At 30.8% G+C, this 21,749-nt stretch carries 16 protein-coding genes and 1 pseudogene; 15 read left to right on the top strand and 2 right to left on the bottom strand.

The genetic code is table 11. The features are described from left to right. Positions 1-564 precede the first annotated feature (564 nt). Both murC and BR69_RS0107005 read right to left on the bottom strand, forming a co-directional pair. On the bottom strand, positions 565-1,938 hold the full coding sequence (gene murC, locus BR69_RS0107000) for a UDP-N-acetylmuramate--L-alanine ligase (RefSeq protein ID WP_027632549.1): 1,374 nt from the start codon (positions 1,936-1,938) through the stop codon (positions 565-567). 72 nt (positions 1,939-2,010) lie between these two features. Then, on the bottom strand, positions 2,011-3,072 hold the full coding sequence (locus tag BR69_RS0107005) for an HD-GYP domain-containing protein (RefSeq protein ID WP_027632550.1): 1,062 nt from the start codon (positions 3,070-3,072) through the stop codon (positions 2,011-2,013). A gap of 303 nt (positions 3,073-3,375) precedes the next feature. Between BR69_RS0107005 and purR the strand changes: the two genes are divergently transcribed. The 15 genes and pseudogenes from purR to BR69_RS0107085 all read left to right on the top strand — a co-directional run bounded on the left by purR (position 3,376) and on the right by BR69_RS0107085 (position 21,696). Beyond that, positions 3,376-4,191, top strand: coding sequence for a pur operon repressor (purR, locus tag BR69_RS20135; RefSeq protein WP_051623528.1), 816 nt, complete (start codon positions 3,376-3,378; stop codon positions 4,189-4,191). An 89-nt stretch (positions 4,192-4,280) separates the two neighbouring features. Continuing rightward, positions 4,281-4,568, top strand: coding sequence for a septation regulator SpoVG (gene spoVG, locus BR69_RS0107015; protein ID WP_027632551.1), 288 nt, complete (start codon positions 4,281-4,283; stop codon positions 4,566-4,568). Positions 4,569-4,747: 179 nt separating this feature from the next. Further along, entirely contained in the window at positions 4,748-6,118 is a 1,371-nt protein-coding gene (glmU, locus tag BR69_RS0107020) for a bifunctional UDP-N-acetylglucosamine diphosphorylase/glucosamine-1-phosphate N-acetyltransferase GlmU (protein ID WP_027632552.1), read from the top strand. A 44-nt stretch (positions 6,119-6,162) separates the two neighbouring features. Beyond that, entirely contained in the window at positions 6,163-7,125 is a 963-nt protein-coding gene (locus tag BR69_RS0107025) for a ribose-phosphate diphosphokinase (protein ID WP_027632553.1), read from the top strand. Between the two features lie 198 nt (positions 7,126-7,323). Continuing rightward, positions 7,324-8,010: a response regulator transcription factor gene (locus BR69_RS0107030; protein WP_027632554.1), complete on the top strand. Its 687-nt coding sequence runs from the start codon at positions 7,324-7,326 to the stop codon at positions 8,008-8,010. 19 nt (positions 8,011-8,029) lie between these two features. Beyond that, positions 8,030-9,448, top strand: a complete 1,419-nt coding sequence (locus BR69_RS0107035; protein WP_027632555.1) for a HAMP domain-containing sensor histidine kinase — start codon at positions 8,030-8,032, stop codon at positions 9,446-9,448. A gap of 289 nt (positions 9,449-9,737) precedes the next feature. Beyond that, positions 9,738-10,928 carry a S1C family serine protease gene (locus BR69_RS0107040; RefSeq protein WP_027632556.1) on the top strand — a complete coding sequence of 397 codons (1,191 nt, stop codon included), beginning with the start codon at positions 9,738-9,740 and terminating at the stop codon, positions 10,926-10,928. 387 nt (positions 10,929-11,315) lie between these two features. Next, positions 11,316-11,882: an aminoacyl-tRNA hydrolase gene (gene pth / locus BR69_RS0107045; RefSeq protein ID WP_027632557.1), complete on the top strand. Its 567-nt coding sequence runs from the start codon at positions 11,316-11,318 to the stop codon at positions 11,880-11,882. 25 nt (positions 11,883-11,907) lie between these two features. Next, positions 11,908-15,429 (top strand): transcription-repair coupling factor, encoded by a 3,522-nt coding sequence (gene mfd, locus BR69_RS0107050; RefSeq protein ID WP_027632558.1) that lies wholly within the window; start codon positions 11,908-11,910, stop codon positions 15,427-15,429. Positions 15,430-15,564: 135 nt separating this feature from the next. After that, the gene (locus BR69_RS0107055; protein WP_027632559.1) at positions 15,565-16,566 is read left to right on the top strand and encodes a peptidylprolyl isomerase; all 1,002 of its coding nucleotides are present in this window, start codon (positions 15,565-15,567) and stop codon (positions 16,564-16,566) included. A 206-nt stretch (positions 16,567-16,772) separates the two neighbouring features. After that, complete coding sequence (spoVT, locus tag BR69_RS0107060; RefSeq protein ID WP_027632560.1) at positions 16,773-17,327, top strand: stage V sporulation protein T; 555 nt, start codon at positions 16,773-16,775, stop codon at positions 17,325-17,327. 444 nt (positions 17,328-17,771) lie between these two features. Beyond that, positions 17,772-19,310, top strand: a complete 1,539-nt coding sequence (locus BR69_RS0107070) for a putative polysaccharide biosynthesis protein (protein WP_027632562.1) — start codon at positions 17,772-17,774, stop codon at positions 19,308-19,310. An 11-nt stretch (positions 19,311-19,321) separates the two neighbouring features. After that, positions 19,322-20,776 carry a bifunctional methyltransferase/pyrophosphohydrolase YabN gene (gene yabN, locus BR69_RS0107075; protein ID WP_027632563.1) on the top strand — a complete coding sequence of 485 codons (1,455 nt, stop codon included), beginning with the start codon at positions 19,322-19,324 and terminating at the stop codon, positions 20,774-20,776. A gap of 198 nt (positions 20,777-20,974) precedes the next feature. Further along, positions 20,975-21,265, top strand: a pseudogene (locus BR69_RS0107080) (HU family DNA-binding protein); the annotation flags it as partial. 170 nt (positions 21,266-21,435) lie between these two features. Then, the gene (locus BR69_RS0107085; protein ID WP_027632565.1) at positions 21,436-21,696 is read left to right on the top strand and encodes an RNA-binding S4 domain-containing protein; all 261 of its coding nucleotides are present in this window, start codon (positions 21,436-21,438) and stop codon (positions 21,694-21,696) included. Positions 21,697-21,749 lie beyond the last annotated feature (53 nt).

Raw genomic sequence — 21,749 nt, forward strand, 5'->3', positions numbered from 1 at the left:
TGAAACACAAGGCTAAACCACGACCTTTCAGATTGAAGAATATTACTTTATGATAATACTTTATTTTTCATAAAGGTATATATAGACCCTAGGGACATAAAAAGGTCATGGATATGCCTTATGAAAACATAAGATTACCATGACCATAAAATCCTTAATTTTTTATATAAAAGTCATGGAGTGAAAACCCCATACTTTTACGCACCATCATAAGGGTACTTAAATGTTACAAAAAAGTACCACAAAGGAATGTAGGGTTGTCACCTATTTTATAATTATTAAGTTTTGACAATGAAGTATTATTTAATAACATAATTAACATAGGTCCTACCTCCTTTTTAAATTTCACTGCTATTAAAGAAGATAGGGCTATTATTTAAAAATAAATTTCCAGTGGTTGATAAAGTCTTAAATTTTATTTTTAACATTTTTCCTACCTCCTTCTTTTAAATTTCTTAATAAAACTTATCTTACATTAATAGAATATTACGATTACAAAATAATGTCAATAAAAATTATTTAATTAATAGAATATTCTGTACCATATCAGAGATTTTTAAAAGATTATTTTTCTAGGAACATTTCTCCAACTTTAACTACATCTCCAGCACCAATAGTTATAAGTAAGTCTCCTTTAGTTAACTTAGAGTCTACGTATTCCATTGCATCCCTATGGCTTTTAGCATTTATACATTTAACTCCAGTTTCTCTGATCTTATCACCTAACATTGCTGAGCTAACAATTCCTGTATCTTTCTCTCTTGCAGCATATATATCAAGAAGTATTAATTCATCGCAATTATTAAAGCTTCCTACAAAATCATTAAATAGGCTGTGAGTTCTTGTATAGGTGTGAGGTTGGAACACACAATACACCTTATTGTAGTTCATATTTTTAACTGACTCTAAGGTTACTTTTATTGCTGATGGGTGGTGAGCATAATCGTCAATTACAGTTACCCCATCCTTTTCTCCCTTAAGTTCAAATCTTTTATGAGCATTTCCAAAGTTTTTAAGTCCAGATACTATGGCTTCATTAGGAATATTAAGGACTAATGAAGATCCAATAGCACCTAAGGCGTTAAGGATATTATATTTTCCAGGTACCTTTAAGGATACATTAAATAATAGTTCTCCTTTAAGGAAAACATCAAACTTAGAACCATGACCTAAGAATTCAATATTTTTAGCTATTAAGTCACCATTTTCAATTCCATAGGTTAAGGTATTACATTTTGCACCTTTAAGAACTTCTACTACTCTAGAATCATCAGCACATCCTACGGCATAACCATCCTCAGGAATTAAAGTAACAAATTTTTTAAAGGCTTCTTCAATATGATTTATATCTCTATAATAGTCAAGGTGATCTTCCTCTATATTTAATATTACCCCTATATAAGGATAGAATTTTAAAAATGATTCTTTATATTCACAAGCTTCAGTTATAAAGTATTCACTATTTCCTATTCTAAAGTTACCATCTATAATATCTAGGTTTCCACCAACTAGTATAGTTGGATCTAAGTTTTCTTTTAAGGTTATATGGGATATCATAGAGGTGGTAGAGGTTTTACCATGGGTACCAGATATAGCAACGTTATATTTATGACCCTTCATAATTAATCCTAGGAATTCTGCTCTATCCATAAGATGTATATTATTTTCCTTGGCATAGATAAGCTCAGGATTATCAGAAGGAATGGCAGCTGTGTATACAACTAAAGATACATCCCTTAAGTTATTCTTATCATGACCTATATATATTTCACAGCCCTTTTCTTCCAGTAAATTAGTTATATTAGAAGAGTTTCTATCAGATCCTGATACCTTATATCCATTATTCAAAAGTACAGCAGCTAGTCCGCTCATACTTACTCCGCCGATTCCTATAAAATGTATTTTCTTATTCTTATCCTTTAAAAAGTCAAAAGACAATGTCCTCACTCCTCTTAATTAAGTTATTCATTTAATAATTATATACATAATTAATATAAATGAATACATAAATTATAAAATATCTATTACAGTGAGGTCTTTTTCCTTCTTTAAATCAATAAAGGTATCTTTTACGCTAACTAAAGGACGGGTAATATCTAAAGGATCTATCTTTATAATTTTTGCTTTAGAATCATCACTTAAAAGGGCGATTTCTCCTGTATAATAATCGCACATATTATTTATAAATACATTGGCAAATTTCATATCTAATTTTTTATAGGAATCTTCCTTTATGACTTCTAGCGCTCTTAGTGGGGATTCCTTCACCCTATAGCATCTATTAGAAGTCATGGAATCAAAAATATCTGCTATGGCAACTATACGAGCAAAAGTAGGTATCTTGTTGTCTTTTAACCCTAAAGGGTAGCCAGAGCCATCTAACCTTTCATGGTGAAGAAGGATAGCTTGCCCTACAGAAGAATCTAGAAATTGCATATTTTTAACTAAGTTATATCCTTTAATAGGATGAGATTTAACTAAAGCCATCTCTTTAGTTGTAAGAGAGCCATGTTTGTATAATATATTTTCAGGAATTTTACTTTTTCCTATATCATGAAGAAATCCAGAATATATTAAAAGTAAAGATTCCCTTTGAGAAAGCTCTAGCCATTTAGCCATAAGAGCACTTAACACAGCAACATTTACAAGATGTCTATATTCATAATTATTCTCTTCACGATTCTCTGTTATATTTTTAATAATAAGGCCTGTATGTTTAAGATTAGAGAGTAAGTCTTCTGAGATTGTACGTACCTCTGAAAGATTTATTTTTGAAGTAGTTTGTACTGAATAAAACATTTCTTTAGCTTTAGAAGAAACTGTTTTTAATGTTTTTTCTGTAATTTTATAATCATCTGAGGCCTTTGAGGATATAGCCTCATTTTCAAATTCATCAATTTCATCTAAGATACATATATGTGAAAGGTTATAAAGATTTGATATTTTGTCTATTGTTTTTTCATTAAGAACAATGCCCTCTCCTATAATTTTTACATCATTTAAATATATATCTTCAGCGAGAATCATACCTGGTGTTAAATTGTAAGGGGTTACCTTCTTTGATTTTTTCATTAAGCTACAGTCCTTTCATGGATTAATTACAAAATACAACTATATTTTACCATATAATATATAGAACGATATATAAATTCCATAAATTCCATATATTAAGAAAAATTATTTAAAGCCATATAAATAGATTATCGGTATAATGCACATAATATATAGAAAATATTAATTTAAAATATAATTAAAACTAAAGGTGTAACTTACTTGATATTAGGTTTAATATAGAATACAATAAAACATGAATGATATAGAATAAATTAATACGAATAATTCGTAAAGATGTTAAATTTTTTAGTAGGTGATATTATGGAGAAGTTTTCAAGAAATAGTAGGGTAGTAGCTATAACAAAAATCCTTTCTGAAAACCCTAATAAGGTAGTTAGTCTGAATGTATTTTCAGAACTATTAAATGCAGCTAAATCTACAGTTAGTGAGGATATAGTAATAGTTAGAGAGATTCTAGAAAAGCTTTCACTTGGAAAAGTTCAAACAGTAGCAGGAGCAGCTGGTGGAATAAAGTTTATAGCAAATATAAGTGAGGATGAAAAACTTAGCTTTGCAGAAGATATGTGCAATCTATTAATGGAAAAGGAAAGAATAATTCCAGGAAATTTTGTTTATATGACGGATGTTATGTATAGTCCAGAGTTTATAAAAAAAGCTGGACTTATGTTATCTACATTTTTTACTAATAAAAACATAGATTATGTTATGACTGTTGAAACTAAGGGGATTCCTCTTGCTTACGAAGTTGCTAGAAATCTAGGAGTAGAGCTTGTAATAGTAAGAAGAGATAATAAGGTAACAGAAGGACCTACTGTTACTATAAATTATGTTACTGGATCTAGTGGAAATATCCAAAACATGTGTTTATCCAAAAAATCTATAAAAAGAGGATGTAACTGCCTTTATATAGATGATTTTATGAGATCTGGGGGAACAGCCCTTGGAATAAAAGATCTTTTAAAAGAATTTGATAGTAATTTAGTAGGTATGGGAGTTTTAATAGATGACTATACAGTAAATGAAAAATTAGTAGATGGATATTATTCTATTATGGATTTTAAAGGCGTAATTGAAGGGAAAGCTGAGTTTAGTATATCCAAATGTTTAAAAAAATAAAATTTTCTAAAAATTTCATTTAAAAAGAAGGAAATCTCATCTTCGTAGAGAATATTAGTCAGTAAAGCATCTTGGAGGTGAGGTTTCAAATGCAAATAACCGATGTTAGAATAAGAAAAATATCTTCAGAAGGCAAGATGAAAGCTATTGTATCTGTTACCTTTGACAATGACTTTGTTGTGCATGACATAAAAGTTATTGAGGGTCAAAATGGATTATTCATAGCAATGCCAAGCAGAAAGACTCCAGACGGGGAGTTCAAGGATATTGCGCATCCTATCAATACTGAAACAAGAGAGAAGATTCAAAAGGCAATTTTTGATGAATATGAAAAAGTTAAGAACGAAGAGCCACAAGATAAAGAAAATATAGAATAGTATGATAAAAAGGAGTTTATATAGCTCCTTTTTATTTTTTGCATTAATTAAAATATATATACTAATACTAAGGTTGAAAAAGGAGTTTATATAAAATATAATATAAGTTGTGCAATATTTTTCTTGTAATGAGAAATAGTATACTCTATTTAAATAAAAAAGTTTAAAGAGGTGCGGATATGATCAAATGTGCTATTGTATTAGCAGCAGGTGAAGGAAAAAGGATGAAGTCTACTACACCTAAAGTCTTACATAAGGTATGTGGTAAAGAGATGGTTAATCATGTTATAGATACCATGAGAAAAGCACATATAGATGATGTAAATGTAGTAGTAGGAAAAAGTGCTGAGAAGGTGAAGGCTGGTACAGAGTCTAGAAATGTTAGTTATTCTTTTCAAGACAAACAGTTAGGAACGGGACACGCTATTATTTGCTCTAAGGAATTTTTAGAAAATAAAAAAGGAGTAGTAGCTGTATTTGCCGGAGATGCTCCTTTAATAGAAGCGTCTACAGTGGAAAGATTGCTAGAACTTCATATTAATGAAGGATTTAAGGCAACTATACTAACTTCTGTAGTAGAAAACCCAACAGGATACGGTAGAATAGTTAGAGATAAGAATAGTAATGTAGAAAAGATTGTAGAGCATAAAGATTGTTCAGAGGATGAATTAAAGATAAATGAAATAAATTCAGCTATTTATTGTTTTGATATAGAAAGTCTTTTAAAGAGTTTAGATAAATTGAACAATAATAATGCTCAAGGAGAGTACTATCTTACAGATGTTATAGGAATACTAAAAGACTCTGGTGATAAGGTAGGAGCTATGGCTATAGACTTTGAAGAGACCTTAGGAGTAAATTCAAGAGTGCAACTTGCAGAAGCTGAAAGCTTACTAAGAGAAAGAATTAATAAAAGACATATGGAAAATGGTGTTACACTTATAGATCCAAGTTCTACATATATAGGTGCAGACGTGGAGATAGGGTGTGATACTATAATATATCCTAACAATATAATAGAAGGTAATACTATTATAAATGAAGGATGCACAATATACGGTAATTCTAGAATAAGTAACAGTATAATAGAGAATAGTGTTACAGTACAAAACTCTGTTATTTTAGAAAGTAAAGTTGGAGAGGGTACTACTGTAGGACCATTTGCATACATAAGACCAGAAAGTACTATTGGAAATCACGTTAAAATAGGTGATTTTGTTGAAATAAAAAAATCTATCATAGGCGACAATACTAAAGTGTCTCATCTTACTTACATAGGGGATGCAGAAGTAGGAACCCATTGTAATTTTGGATGTGGAACAGTAGTTGTAAACTATGATGGAAAAAATAAAAATAAAACTGTAGTGGGAGATAATGCATTTATAGGATGTAATTCAAATCTTGTGTCTCCAGTAAAGATTGAAAGTAATAGCTATGTAGCAGCAGGATCAACTATAACTAATGAGGTTCCAGAAGGAAGTCTTGCAGTAGCTAGAGCTAAGCAGGTTAACATTGAAGGTTGGGTAGAGAAAAAAGGATTTAAAAAATAAATATTTAGCCAAAGACAAACAAAAATTAAGGAGGTCTTCATAAAATGATAAGCCATGGTAAAAACATAAAAATATTCACAGGAAACTCACATCCAAAGCTAGCTGAAGATATAGCTAATATATTAGGTGTAGAAGTTGGGGGAGCCGATATAGGAACCTTTAGTGATGGTGAGATATCAGTAAATATTAAAGAAACTGTAAGAGGAGCTGATGTTTTTGTAGTTCAATCTACTAATTCACCAGTAAACAACAACTTAATGGAATTATTAATAATGATTGATGCATTTAAGAGAGCTTCTGCTGGACGTATAACAGCAGTTATGCCTTATTATGGATATGCAAGACAAGATAGAAAAGCTAAGTCAAGAGATCCAATAACAGCTAAGCTTGTTGCTGATCTTTTAACAACAGCAGGAGCAGATAGAGTTCTTACAATGGACTTACATGCAGCTCAAATACAAGGATACTTTAATATACCAGTAGACCATTTAATGGGAGCATCAATATTAGGTAAGCACTTTGTAGAAAAAGGCTTTGCTGATAGAGATGATGATGTTGTTGTTGTATCTCCAGACCTTGGAAGTGTTACAAGAGCAAGAAGATTTGCAGATAGATTACATGCACCTATAGCTATAATAGACAAGAGAAGGCCAAAGGCTAATGTTTCTGAAATAATGAACATAATAGGAGACATAAGAGGCAAGGCTTGTATATTAATAGATGATATGATAGACACTGCAGGTACTATAGCAAACGCTGCTAATGCTCTTATAGATTTAGGAGCTACAGAAGTTTATGCATGCTGTACTCATGGAGTTTTATCAGGACCAGCATTTGAAAGAATAAATGATTCAGCTATAAAGGAGCTTGTAATGCTTAATACTATAGATCTTCCAGAAGGACATGATCTTAAAAAGTTTAAGTCATTATCAGTAGCACCTATGTTTGCTGAAGCTATAAGAAGAATATATGATGATGTACCATTAAGTAAATTATTTGAAGATTAATAGAGAAATATACACATATTATAAAGGTAGAGAGGTATTCTCTACCTTTTGTTTTTTAAATGATTAAATATTTGTAATAGTTTCTTCATTATTTCATGGTAAAATGATGATAGCATATTTTATTAAATTTTGTGAATAATTATTTTAAGTGGATATTCTTTTAGTTAGGTAGAATAAAAAAGATGAGGTGATTTTATAATGGAAGGAACTATAGGGAAAATTCTTGTAGTGGATGACGATGAAAATATATGTGAAGTTATAAAAATGTATTTAGAAAGTTCAGGATATGATACTAAAACATGTCATGATGGTAAAAAAGCTCAGGAAATATTTTTAGAGTATAAACCAGATTTAGTTTTACTAGATATAATGCTTCCATACATGGATGGAATAGATGTGTTAAAGTGGATAAGAAGAGAAGGAGAAACTCCAGTTATAATGGTAACGGCTAAAGGAGATACCTTTGATAAGGTTCTAGGCCTTGAGCTTGGAGCGGATGATTATATAGTAAAACCTTTTGAGCCAAAGGAGCTTTTAGCAAGAATAAAGGCAGTTATGAGAAGATATAATTCTGAAAACTCAGGTAAGGAAACTTTAGTGTTCTCAGAGCTAGCTATTGATGTGAATTCTTACACAGTAGTTTATAAAAATGAAGAGATTAAAATGCCTCCTAAGGAATTTGAACTTCTTTATTATTTAGCAAGTAACAAAAACAGGGTATTTACAAGAGAGCAATTATTATGTGAGGTTTGGGGATATGATTATCCAGGAGATTCAAGAACTGTTGACGTTCATGTAAAGAGGTTAAGAGAAAAGCTACATGGAGGTAGTAATTGGCAACTAGAAACTGTATGGGGTGTAGGATACAAATTCGAAGTTAAATAAAAGAGGGTAATTGAAAGTGATTAAAAATAGCCTTGTTTCAAAAATGATAGTAGTTTTCACAGCTATAATTAGTATTACATTTATAATGATGGCAGCATTTTTATCTATGTGGTTTGAGAGCTATTATTTAAATGAAAGAAAATATCAACTTGATAAGGTTGGAAGTAGCATAGCTACTTCTGCTACTAATTACTTGTATGAAAAGCAGGAATCCTCTTTAACTAAGCTTCAAAGAGAATTAGCTCTTACATCTAATGCCCTTGGAACAAATATTTTACTTGCAGATTCTTATGGATACATATATGCAGTATCATCAGAGGATTATAAAAATCTGTTATTTACAACTCTTCCTATAAAGGAAATGGATGAGTTAAGATTTGGAAGTACAATTGAGAAGAAGGGGAATTTTTTCGAACCCTTTAACTCACCATCTTATGTATATTTAAAGCCTATATTTAAGGATAATAAGTTTAGCGGAGTTATATTTATGCAGACTCCTTTAAAGCTTATAAAGGAACCTTTAAGAAGAGTATATAGCATAATATGGATATGTGCCTTATTGGCAGTAGTTACAGCTAGTATATTTATATATTATTTTGCTCAAAAGATACTAATAGGACCTTTAGCTCATATAAACAATGTTGCTAAAAGGATTTCTAAGGGAGAAGTTAATAAGAGAGTATTAATAGAATCACAAGATGAAATTGGTGAACTTTCAAAATCCTTTAACATAATGGCAGATTCCATTGAAGAGGTGGAGAATACAAGACGAGAGTTTATTTCTAATGTATCCCATGAAATAAGGTCACCTTTAACTTCTATAAAAGGATTTATAGGTGGAATATTAGATGGGGTAATACCTAAGGATAAGGAAAATCATTATCTGCAAATAGCTTTTGAAGAGGTTAAGAGATTATCTAGACTTATAAATGACTTATTGGATTTATCTGCTATGGAGTCAGGAAAACTAAAGCTTACTATGTCAGAGATTGATATAAATGAGCTTATAAGAATATGTGTCATAAAGTTTGAACAAAGAATAAATAATAAGCATCTAAAAGTCAATGTAACCTTAGAAGAGGACCATATGTATGTTCTTGGAGATAGGGATAGGCTAATACAGGTAATTACCAATATTTTAGATAATGCTATAAAATATTCAGGAGATTCTGGGAATATAAGCATAAAGACTAAGGGTAAGGGTGGCAAAGTTTTAGTTCACATCTACAATGATGGACCAATCATATCAAGAGAGCACATAGGTCATATTTGGGAAAGATTTTATAAAGATGATAAGTCAAGAACTTCAAAGATAAGTACAGGTCTTGGACTTCCTATAGTAAGAAATATATTAACTCAACTTGGTGGAGATATCTGGGTTGAAAATAAAGGAAAAGAGACCGGAGTGCTATTTACCTTTTCCCTTAAAAAAGTTTAGAGTGATTTTTTTATCTTTATCTTAAGACACAGTAATAGGTTAATATCTTATGAAAAAGATATATTTATAATAAATAAACATCCTAGATATTATTAAAATTTGAATGAATATCTAGGATGTTTATTTAAATTCAATAACACTTATATTAACAACATTTATACAGTAAAATTTATCACTGATTTTTATAATAATTTTCGTTAATAAGTAAAAGTGAAATTTTATTACACTTTGTTCATACTGAATTAAAAAATATATTTTACAATATCTTCGTAATTGTAGGAGGTGTCTTATGAATAAGGAAACTAAAGAATCAGAAGAATACAGAGAGTCTTTAGGAGAAATTAATTTTAAAAATAGAAGAATTAGAAGAAATATGAAGTATGCAATTAAAGTAAGCACCCTAATTTTTATTGCAGTAGTATCAGGAGCATTATCATCATATTATATAATAGAATATAAGTATGGAAAGTTAATAAGAAATAGAGATGTTATCATAAGACCTATTACAAGCAAAACAGAAATTAATCAGGGCAATTATGAGGTTAATAGGGAAAATATAGGGCTAATTAACGATAAAATATCGGAATCTCTTGTTGCTATAAGTGAAACTGAGGAACCTCTTATAAATGGAGATATGAATGGGATTTTAGGAACAGGGGTTATATTTGATAGTGATGGATATATAGTGACAAATCGTAGTCTTTTAAAAGATGTGAAAAAGAAGAATCTTTATGTTAAATTGGGATCCCATGCATCTAAGCCAATAGAGGCAGAGTTTATTGCTGAAAATGAAGGTTTAGATTTAGTTGTACTTAAGATTTCTAAGGGGAATTTTCCATATGTAACAATAGCAGAACCTAAAGATGTTAAGATTGGTGATATTGTTATAGCTATTGGTAATCCATTAGGGGAGGAGAGTACTTCTTTTGTAAGTCTTGGGATAATAAGTTCAAATCTAAGGAGAAGTAAATATTTAGATCAACAAGGAAAAGAAAAAATCTATAAGGTACTTACTACAGATGCTAACATAAACCTCTATAATTCTGGAGGGGTTCTTGTTAATATGAAGGGAGAAGTCATAGGCATGAATAGCCTCCACTTATCAAAAGAATTTATTAATGATGGTATTAATGGAGCGGCTGTTTCAGCAAATGATGTAAAAAGATTTGTAGATTCTTTAAAGAGTACTAATATTCCAGAAAGGGCAAGCTTAGGGTTTACAGGAGGAAGTATAAAACCAGCCCATACCCAAGGGATACAAGGGGTATATGTGCAAGAAGTTGTGGCAGGAGGCGCCTTAGATAGTATCGATGTTAAACCAACGGATATAATTATAGAGTTTCAGGATAATAAGGTGAAAACATTTGATGAATTAACGGCCTTAGTAAACTCTTGTAAGGTTGGAGATGAAGTTAAGATTAAGGTTTGGAGAAATGGTGAAATTCTTAATTTTAATGTAAAACTTTCACCAAGAAAATAGTCACTGAAAGTTTCAGTGACTATTTTTTATAAGAATTATCCCCCTTGAGTAATAAAATGTGAGGTGTTATACTGAAAAAGCAATTATAAATAATAGTTTATCTTAAAAAAAATAATTATTTATCATGCTTTAAGTTTTGTATGATACTATATTAATATGTTAGTTTTATCTGAGGCTTTACAATTCTAACACCTATAGATTTTAAGAATAGGGGAAGGAGTTGCAAGGTCATTACATGGTTTAACTACAAATTCTCTTTGGTAAAAAGCTCCTATAACTTAGGGGTGACTTTTTCTATGGTAAATATAGTATTATTTTTAGTAACACAAAATATAGAGTATATGAATGATTATTTTATTTTGGATGGGTGAAGTGGAGGATACATAGATGTTTTTAATAGTTGGCCTTGGAAATCCAGGACGCGAGTATGAGAATACAAGACATAATATTGGATTTGATGTTATAGATTTTATGGCAGAAAAGTATAATATATCTATTAATAGGACAAAATTTAAAGGTGTATATGGGGAAGGTAATATAAATGGAGAAAAAGTAATATTACTAAAACCAACAACTTATATGAACTTAAGTGGAGAAAGCTTAAGACAAGTTATAGATTTTTATAAAATTGAAAAAGATAATATAGTTGTTATATATGATGACATAAGTCTTGAAGTGGGAAGAATGAGGATAAGAGCTAAGGGTAGCGCCGGAGGACACAATGGAATAAAGAGTATTATAGCACATGTTGGAGATGATGTATTTCCAAGAATTAAGATAGGGGTAGGAGCTCCAAAAAACGATTTAGTATCTCATGTTTTGGGTAAGTTTTCAAAGGATGAAAGAGGTTTACTAAATCAGGTTGTAGAAGCCGCAACTGATGCTACTGATACTATAATGTGTAAAGGTGTATCTGAAGCCATGAATTTATTTAATAGTTTTAGTGCTAAATAATATTTAGCTTAAGGTGGTGCTGAAAATGAGATTAAAAGGACTTATGGATCCTTTATTAAATAGTAAAGAATTTAAAGAAGTTACAAATGGGATTATCAATGAAAGATATCCTATATCAATAAATGGAGTATCAGAATCAGGAAGAGGATATATAATAAATGGATTGTATGAAAGTTTAGACAAGCCTCTTTTTATTTTTACCCATAGTGATATGGAGGCAAAAAACTTATATGAAGATATTAGCTTTTATATACCCAATGTGCACTACTTTCCATCTAAGGAAGTGGTCTTTTATAATATAGACGCAGTTTCAGGTGACTTAAGATGGGAAAGATTAAAGGTAATAAAAGAATTATTAAGTAAAGATAAAAAAATAGTGATAACATCTATAGATACTTTAAGTTCTATATACACCCCAGTGGATTTATTCCAGAAATATACCTTTAAGTTGAAGGTAGGACAAAGAGTAGACATTAAAGAATTTGTAGAAAAGTTAGTTCAGTGCGGATATGAAAGAGTTGAAGTTGTGGAGAGTAAGGGTCAGTTCTCTCTAAGGGGAGGTATATTGGATATATATTCTCCTATAAGCTATGTTCCACATAGAATAGAGTTCTTTGATGATGAAATAGATTCCATAAGAACCTTTAATATAGACTCTCAAAGAAGTATAGAGAAAGTAAAAAGGATAGAGATTTTCCCAGCTAAAGAAGTTATATTTACTAAAGAAGATCTGGAAAGAGGATATGAAAATATAAAAGATGATCTTCAAAAGTTTATAGAAGCTCCTAAAAATAAAAATAATAAAGAATTAGTAGATAAAATAACTTCTATTGTAAATGAAAATTTAGATAACCTTAAGGAAACATGGAGTTTTGAATCAATAGAAAGTTACTTGCCATATTTTTATGAAAAGCCTAGTGAATTTTTTGATTATATGGGAAGTTCTTATATAGTTATAGATGACAATAAAAGATGTATAGGAAAATTAGAGAGTACATATACTGAATTTGAATATTCTTATGGGGTTTTCCTTCAAAGGGGAGATATATTACCAAACCAAGGTAAGTTAATCATTCCTCAAGATAAAATTGTAGAAACACTAGAGGTTAAGGATGTATTTACTTTAAATTCTATAGCTAGAGCTACAGAAATTTTGAATCCAAGAACTTTATTGAATTTTTCAGAGGTGACTCTTCATAATTATCATGGACAATTAGACTTTTTGATAGAAGATATAAAGGATAAAAAAGCAAAGGGATATAAAACCTTAATATTATCAGGTACAAGAACTAGAGGAGAGCGACTTGTAGATACATTAAGGGATAGAGGAATAGAGAGTGTATATCGTGATGATATAGCCTCCATAAATTATGGAGAAGTTGTTGTAACCTTTGGTAATCAGCTTAAGGGATTTGAGTATCCAGAGATGAAGATTTCTGTAATATCAGATAAAGAAGTCTTTGGAGAGGCAAAAAGAAAAACTAGAAAAAGACAGCCAAAGAAAAAAGGAACTTCTAAAATAAAGAGTTTTGCAGAACTTAAGCCAGGAGATTATGTAGTTCATGCAAGTCATGGTATAGGAGTTTATAAGGGTATTAAACAAATAGAGGTAGCTGGAAATAAGAGAGATTACTTAGAGATAACTTATGATAAGGGAGATCAGCTTTATGTTCCTGTTGACCAACTAGATCTTGTCCAAAAGTATATAGGTGCAGAAGGAAAATCTCCTAAGGTAAATAAGTTAGGAGGATCAGAATGGGCTAAGGCGAAAAGCAAGGTAAGAAAATCTATAAATGAAATAGCTAAGGATCTTGTGAAACTATATGCAGCAAGAGCTACTGTTAAGGGGTTTAAATATGCTAAGGATACCCCGTGGCAAAAGCAGTTTGAGGATGAGTTTCCGTTTGAAGAAACCCCAGACCAGTTAGGAGCTATAGAAGAGATAAAAGATGACATGGAGTCTGATAAGCCTATGGATAGACTTCTTTGCGGAGATGTGGGCTATGGAAAGACTGAGGTAGCCTTAAGAGCAATATTTAAAGCTATTATGGAAGGCAAACAGGTAGCCTTTTTGGTACCAACAACCATACTGGCAGAACAACACTATAATAATTTAAGAAAAAGATTTTCAGATTTCCCAGTTAAAATCGATATGGTAAGTAGATTTAGAACAGCAGCTCAGCAAAAATCAACTCTAAAAGCAGTTAGGGAAGGTAATGTTGATGTTCTAATAGGAACTCATAGATTAATATCAAAGGATATTCAATTTAAGGATTTAGGACTTCTTGTTGTAGATGAAGAACAAAGATTTGGAGTAACTCATAAGGAGAAAATTAAGGGTCTGAAGAAAAATATTGATGTTTTAACCTTAAGTGCAACACCTATACCTAGAACCCTGCATATGTCTTTAACAGGAGTTCGTGATATAAGTGTAATTGAAACTCCACCAGAAGACAGGTATCCAGTTCAAACCTATGTGGTTGAATATAATGATCAGCTTATAAGAGACGCCATAATGAGAGAGCTTAATAGAGAAGGTCAAGTTTTCTTTGTTTATAACAGAGTTGAAGACATAAAAAATATGGCAGGATATCTTCAAAACCTAATACCAGAAGGTAAGGTAGGGGTAGCCCATGGACAGATGACAGAGAGAGAACTTGAAGCAGTAATGATGGAGTTTATGAATAAAAACATAGATATACTTCTATGTACAACCATAATTGAGACTGGTATAGATATTCAAAATGCAAATACCATGATAGTTTATGACTCAGATAGAATGGGATTATCTCAACTTTACCAATTAAGAGGAAGAGTTGGAAGGTCCAATAGAATAGCTTATGCATATTTTACCTATAAAAAGGACAAAATTTTAACTGAAGTAGCAGAAAAGAGACTGAAAGCTCTTAAGGACTTCACAGAGCTTGGATCAGGATTTAAGATAGCTATGAGGGATTTAGAAATAAGAGGAGCAGGAAACATAATGGGATCAGCTCAGCATGGACATATGGCAAGTATAGGATATGACTTATATTGTAGAATGCTTGAGGATACCATAAAGCTTATAAAAGGAGATATTGATAAGGAACCAATAGAAACATCAATGGATGTAAAGGTAGATGCTTATATACCAGATTACTATATAGAAGATGAGATTCAAAAGATAGAGGTTTATAAGAAGATTGCAGCCATTGATAATCTAGAGGACTTTAATGATATAGAGGAAGAGTTAAAAGATAGATACTCAGAAGTACCAGAACCAGTATATAATCTTATGAACATAGCTTATATAAGAAGTAGAGCAAAACTTATAGGAATAGATGATATAAAAGAAAAAGGCAATGAGGTAATATTCCAGTTTGAAAGCAAGGAAGCATTTAAAGAAGATGTTATGAGAGTAATTATGAAAACTTATGCTAAAAATATTATATTTAAGCTAGGAGAAAAGCCGGCATTTGCATTTAAAATCCCTACAATTAAAAAAGAAGAAATGCTTAAAGTATTTAGAGAGATGTTAGATCAAGTCATAGAACATACAAAAAAGTAAATAAATTGAATTATATGGAAAGTAGTGATATAATTTAAAGAGTTTAAATTTTGTTAATTTGAATAACCTTAGAAAAGAACTTATAATAAAGAAAGCAAACATAACCTAAATAAAAAGAAAAGCGGGGGAAGCTAAGTGAAAAAAGTTAAAAAATTATTAGCTGCAGTTATGGTAACATCTATGGCACTGTCTGCAGTTGGATGCAATATGATACAAAAAACTCCAGAGGCGGTGCAAAAGACTGTAGTTGGAAAGGTTGATGGAGAAAAAATAACAATAGCTGATGTAGATGAAAGAATGAAACCTATTGAAGATCAGTTAAAGAAGCAATATGGAGATGATTTCTTAAAGGATGAGACAGCAAAAGCTACATATGATGAAAAGAGAAAAATGGTTTTAGATGCCATTGTTACAGAAAAGGTCTTTTTAAAGAAAGCAACAGAATTAAAGTTTGATGAAGATAAAGATAAGCTTACAGAAGAGGTAGATAAGCAGTTTAATGAGATTAAGGAAGCTTATAAGGATGATGAAAAGTTCAATGAACAGATTAAGGCAGCAGGGTTAACTCAGGAATCTCTTAAGGATATGTTGAAGAATGAAGTGCTGTTTAAGAAAGTACAGGATCACATATTTAAGGATGTAGCTGTAACTGATGAGGCTGTTAAAAAGTTCTATGATGAAAATAAGGATACTAGTTTTGTAGAAAAGCCAGGTGCAAAATTATATCATATAATTGTTAAGGAAGAAGATAAGGCAAAGGAAATAAAGGCGAAGCTTGATAAGGGTGGAGACTTTGCAACCCTTGCTAAGGAATATGGAACAGATGGAACTAAGGAGAATGGTGGAGAATTAGGCTTTGTTGAGTATGATGCTCAAAACTATGATAAGGATTTTTTAGAAGCTGCAAGAAAGCTTAAAGAGGGAGAGGTATCAGGAGTAGTTAAGAGTAGCTTTGGATATCATATAATAAAAGCTACAGATCTTAGAAGTGAGCCTAAGGCAAAAGAGTTTGATACAGTTAAAGATCAAATAAAGGCTTATTTAGAAAATACTGAAAAAGATAAGGTATATACTTCTACTATTGAACAGTGGAAGAAGGACTTAAAAGTTGAAACTAAGGAAGATAAATTAAAATAAGAATATATAATAAAAATGCTAACCAGAAAGGTTAGCGTTTTTTTATGTACAAAAATTAAACTTAAGTGAAACTTAGCCATAATGGTAGTATCTTTGGTATCTATGGAATAAAGAAAATATAAACCCACAAATACGCATAAAATTACATCTTTAGACAAACAATATTATCGTAGATGATAAACATTATTCTTTTAGGAGGGAATTATATGAAGGCAACAGGTATTGTAAGACGTATAGATGATTTAGGTAGAGTAGTTATACCTAAGGAAATCAGGAGAACTTTGAGAATAAGAGAAGGAGACCCTCTTGAAATTTTTACAGATAGAGAGGGTGGAGTTATATTAAAAAAATATTCACCAATCGGAGAGTTATCTGATTTCTCAAAGGAATACACAGAAGCACTACAACAATCTATTGGTCATATTGTCCTTATATCAGATAAGGATGCGGTTATTTCAGTTAGCGGAGCCTCTAAGAAGGATTTCTTAGAGAAAAAGGTAAGTGATGAACTAGAAAAAATCATGGAAGGAAGAAAAACTATCCTCCTTGGAGGAGATGGGGGAAAAGTTATTTCCCTATATGGAGAAGAAAATCCAGAAGAGAAGTACTCAAGTCAAGTTATTTCTCCTATAATAGCTGAAGGTGATGCAATAGGCGCCGTTATAATGCTATCAAAAGAATCAGGAGAAAAGTTTAGTGAATTAGAAATGAAGCTTTCCGAAACTGCGGCAAGTTTTTTAGGAAAACAAATGGAACAATAATGAAAAGGCATGTGACTATTAACATAGTCACATGCTTTTATTTTTATAAATAATTATATTTATTAAGTATATGGAATCTAATAAAAGCTATATATGAAATTTATATTTAAAGATATATGGGACGATCATAATGGAATATATAGGAAAAAACAAGGTGAAACTATAAGCTATTTTATAAGGCATAAGTGTATTTACCTAAATCAATGAAATAAAGTTATATATTTATATTTAATAGGAATAATGGTTGATTTTTATAAATAAGAATTATGAGAAAGAAAATTTATCTTTAGATTTTATAATTTTAATACTTATTTTATTAAGGCTAAGGATTAGAATTGTAAGACTTTTAGATTTATTAGACTATAACTTAGCTTTAATAAGACCTTTATCTAGATTTAGGTCACTATATTTAAAGCTAAGAAGTACTTAATAGGAGGGGGAAGGATGAAGAAGCAGTCCTTAGTAAAAGGGACATTAATTTTAGCTTTAGCAGGAATTCTTGCTAAGGTTCTAGGGTTATTTTTTAGGTGGCCTCTTATAATGCTGGTAGGAGATGAGGGGGTTGCTTATTATCAGATTGCTTATTCTGTGTATATATTTTTTCTAGGAGTAGCATCAGGGGCACCAGTAGCTATATCTAAGCTAATAGCAGAGAGAGATGCCTTAGGTGATAAACAAGGAGTATTTGATATTTTTAAAACTTCAGTTTATATGATGCTAATTATTGGGGTTGGTGGAAGCGGTGTTATGATTTTATTAAGTAAACCACTTATAACCTTACTAAATTGGAATCCCAATGCATATCCATCTATGATGGCAATATCCTTAGCTCCATTTTTTATATCAATGATAATTTGTTACAGAGGTTTTTTTCAAGGAATGCAAAACATGAGTCCTTCAGCTATATCTCAATTAATAGAGCAATTAGGACGGGTAGTAATAGGAATAGGACTGGCTGTCTTATTAGTACCTATTAATAAGTCTTATGCTGTTGGAGGAGCTACTTTAGGAGCTACTGCAGGTGGAGTGTTAGCTTTAATTTACTTATGGAGAAAATATAGAAAAGAGAAGAAAAAAAGTAAAGTAAATATAGTAGGAAAAGCAAATTATATAATAATGGATAAATTAATAAGGGATGCAGTTCCTATATCTTTAGGAGCTACAGCTGGAAGCATAATGGCTTTAGTAGATACATTTCTAGTACCAAGACTGCTTTTAGAGTCAGGTATGGGGATGATAGAGGCAACAAAGGCTTATGGGCAGCTATCAGGAAAAGCTCACCTATTTGTAAATATACCACTTACATTATCAGTAGCCTTAAGTGTGTCATTAGTTCCAAGTATATCAGAGGCTTTGGCTCTTAATAAGTTAAAAGAGGTTCATGATAAGGCAGATATCTCTTTTAAATTATCCTCTGTTATAGCTCTACCTTCCCTTATGGGATTATTCTTTTTAGCTTATCCTATACTTAATATGGTTTTTCCAGGACAAAGTGAGGGCTATGAAATATTAAAGTATTTATCTATATCAATACCATTTATAATTTTTTATCAGACATCTACATCAATACTTCAGGGGGCAGGACATAATAAGGTTCCAGTAATAAGTTTAGTTATAGGCTGTATTATAAAGATTCTAGCATCATATTTATTGATACCTATTCCTGAAATAAACATATATGGGGCAGTTATTAGCTCTATAATTGGATATTTGATTCCCGTGATTATAAACATAATAGCATTAAAAAAAGTTTTAGGGTTTAAAATAAGGTATTATGATTCATTGATAAAACCAGCCTTTGCTAGTGTATTTATGATATTTTCCGTATTATTTGTATATAATAATTTAATAAATAAGGAATTTGGAACCAGCATAGCTTGCTTGATAGCAATTTTCTTAGGTGTTATTATATATGTATTGTTAATTATAGTATTTAAAATATTTAGCTATGATTATATAAAAAGTAAAATGGTTAATAGATAGGAGAAAAATTTATGATTAATATAGTGGGACTTGGCCCGGGGGCTAAAAACGCATTGACTTTAGGGGCTCTGGATATTTTAAAAAGTGCAGAGAATCTATACTTTAGAACAGAAAAGCACCCAACAGTAGATTATATAAAAGAGATAGGGATTAAGTTTAATACTTATGACTTTGCTTATGATAAGTTTGAAAGCTTTGATGAGGTATATGAGTTCATAGCAAAAGAGCTTATTGAAGCACATAATCTTTTGAAAAATATAGTATATGCTGTGCCAGGTCACCCTTTTGTTGCAGAAAAATCAGTAAATATTTTAATCAGTAAATGCGAAGAGCTTAACATAGAATATTCTGTATTACCTGCTGTAAGCTTTATGGATGCTATGATGGAGGTTTTAAAAATTGATCCTGTAGAAGGATTAAAAGTTATAGATGCCTTTGATATGGATAATCAAATTTTAGATAAAAGAATAGGAACTATAATAACTCAAGTATATGATCCATATATAGCCTCAGAGGTTAAGCTTAAGCTTTTAGAGTATTATAAAGACGATACAGAAATATATTTTGTGAGAGCCGCGGGAATAGAGGGATTAGAAAGTGTTAGAAAAATACCCTTATATGAGATAGATAGGCAAGCAGATATAGATTATTTAACTTCTCTTTATATACCAAGAGATGTAAGTAATACCAAAGATTTTAATGATTTATTAAAAATAATGGAGAAACTTAGAGGACCAGAGGGATGTCCTTGGGACAGGGAACAGACTCCAGAGAGCCTTAAAAAATATTTAATAGAAGAGAGCTATGAGGTGTTAGAAGCCATTGATGAAAAGGATGATAATAAGCTTATAGAAGAATTAGGAGATGTACTTCTTCAAATAGTTTTCCATGCAGAAATTGGAAGAGAGGAAGGGTTCTTTAATATAAATGATATAATAAATTCAATATGTAATAAGATGATATTAAGACATCCTCATGTTTTTAAAGATGTTAATTTATCCACTTCTGAAGAAGTTTTAGAACAGTGGGATGATATAAAGAGAAAAGAAAAGGGTATAGAAAGCTATGCAGAAGACATGAAGAAAGTGGCTAAGTCTCTTCCGGCATTGATTAGGGCAGAGAAGGTTCAAAAAAAGGCATCTAAGGTAGGGTTTGACTGGGATAAAGTTGAAGAGGCATTAGATAAGGTTTTAGAGGAATTTGTTGAGGTTAAAGATGTATATAATAAGGGGAATCAGTCAAGAATATTAGAAGAAATAGGAGATTTAATTTTTGCTACTGTTAATGTAGCAAGATTTTTAAATGTTGATCCTGAACTTGCTCTTGATAAAACAATAGAAAAATTTATTAAGAGATTCTCTTTTATAGAAGAGAGTGCAAAAGCAAAAGGCTTTGATCTTAAGGATATGACCTTAGAAGACATGGATGAACTATGGAATTTTGCAAAAAATAATGAAAAAATTTAAATGAAGAAGGATTTTTATAATTTTTGCAGAATATATCTTTAAGCAAGGCACAAAAAACCTTAATCTATTTACATATTTTCTGTTAACTATGTAGACGACTATGATAAATAGATATATAATAGGTTAATGTAAAGTTAATGCATTTAAATGATAACCATGAATACTATATTTAGTATTTTCTAATCATACCCTAAATTTAAGGAGGAAGTTAAAGTGAATAAAGCAGATTTAATCACAAAAATGGCTGAGAAGAGCAACTTAACAAAGAAGGATACAGAGGGTGCTTTAAAAGCCTTCATAGAAAGTGTTGTAGAAGCTTTAGAAGCTGGAGATAAGGTTCAATTAGTAGGATTCGGAACTTTCGAAGCTAGAAAGAGAGAAGAAAGAAAGGGAAGAAATCCAAAGACTAAGGAAGAAATAATAATACCAGCATCAATAGTGCCTGTATTCAAGGCAGGAAAAGAATTTAAGGATAGAGTAAATAAATAATTTATACTATCTTAAAAACCCGAGGTATCTCGGGTTTTTTTATTATATAATAGATTTATAGATATATTATAAAGTAAAATTAATTTAGGGACTTTACAACTCCTATTTTAGTCTTAAGAAGATGGGAGTAAAACTCTAAAGTTTCTAGATAAAAATGTGGAGGGAAAGTTATGAGATTAGATAAGTATTTAAAGGTATCAAGAATTATAAAAAGAAGAACTGTTGCAAAGGAAGCATGTGAAAGTGGTAGAGTATCAATTAATGGAAAAGTAGCAAAGGCAGGAACTGATGTAAAAGAGGGAGATACAATAGAAATAGCTTTTGCATCAAAGTATTTAAAAGCAAAAATAATTAATATAGCTGAACATGTTAGAAAAGAAGATGCAAATTCTATGTATGAGATATTACAGGGAGAAGAGGATAAAGAATAATAAAATTACTAAGATTTCAAAAATAAAGTGTCATATATAAGCCTTAAAATTCA

Origin of the sequence: Clostridium hydrogeniformans DSM 21757, assembly GCF_000686705.1 — a bacterium.
In the GTDB taxonomy this organism is placed as follows: domain Bacteria; phylum Bacillota; class Clostridia; order Clostridiales; family Clostridiaceae; genus Clostridium_Z; species Clostridium_Z hydrogeniformans.

Bases quoted from the DNA above. Each gene is read 5' to 3' on its own strand.
- BR69_RS0107005 (WP_027632550.1), bottom strand. From the start codon at position 3,072: ATGAAAAAATCAAAGAAGGTAACCCCTTACAATTTAACACCAGGTATG.
- purR (WP_051623528.1), top strand. From the start codon at position 3,376: ATGGAGAAGTTTTCAAGAAATAGTAGGGTAGTAGCTATAACAAAAATC.
- spoVG (WP_027632551.1), top strand. From the start codon at position 4,281: ATGCAAATAACCGATGTTAGAATAAGAAAAATATCTTCAGAAGGCAAG.
- glmU (WP_027632552.1), top strand. From the start codon at position 4,748: ATGATCAAATGTGCTATTGTATTAGCAGCAGGTGAAGGAAAAAGGATG.
- BR69_RS0107025 (WP_027632553.1), top strand. From the start codon at position 6,163: ATGATAAGCCATGGTAAAAACATAAAAATATTCACAGGAAACTCACAT.
- BR69_RS0107030 (WP_027632554.1), top strand. From the start codon at position 7,324: ATGGAAGGAACTATAGGGAAAATTCTTGTAGTGGATGACGATGAAAAT.
- BR69_RS0107040 (WP_027632556.1), top strand. From the start codon at position 9,738: ATGAATAAGGAAACTAAAGAATCAGAAGAATACAGAGAGTCTTTAGGA.
- pth (WP_027632557.1), top strand. From the start codon at position 11,316: ATGTTTTTAATAGTTGGCCTTGGAAATCCAGGACGCGAGTATGAGAAT.
- mfd (WP_027632558.1), top strand. From the start codon at position 11,908: ATGAGATTAAAAGGACTTATGGATCCTTTATTAAATAGTAAAGAATTT.
- spoVT (WP_027632560.1), top strand. From the start codon at position 16,773: ATGAAGGCAACAGGTATTGTAAGACGTATAGATGATTTAGGTAGAGTA.
- BR69_RS0107070 (WP_027632562.1), top strand. From the start codon at position 17,772: ATGAAGAAGCAGTCCTTAGTAAAAGGGACATTAATTTTAGCTTTAGCA.
- yabN (WP_027632563.1), top strand. From the start codon at position 19,322: ATGATTAATATAGTGGGACTTGGCCCGGGGGCTAAAAACGCATTGACT.
- BR69_RS0107085 (WP_027632565.1), top strand. From the start codon at position 21,436: ATGAGATTAGATAAGTATTTAAAGGTATCAAGAATTATAAAAAGAAGA.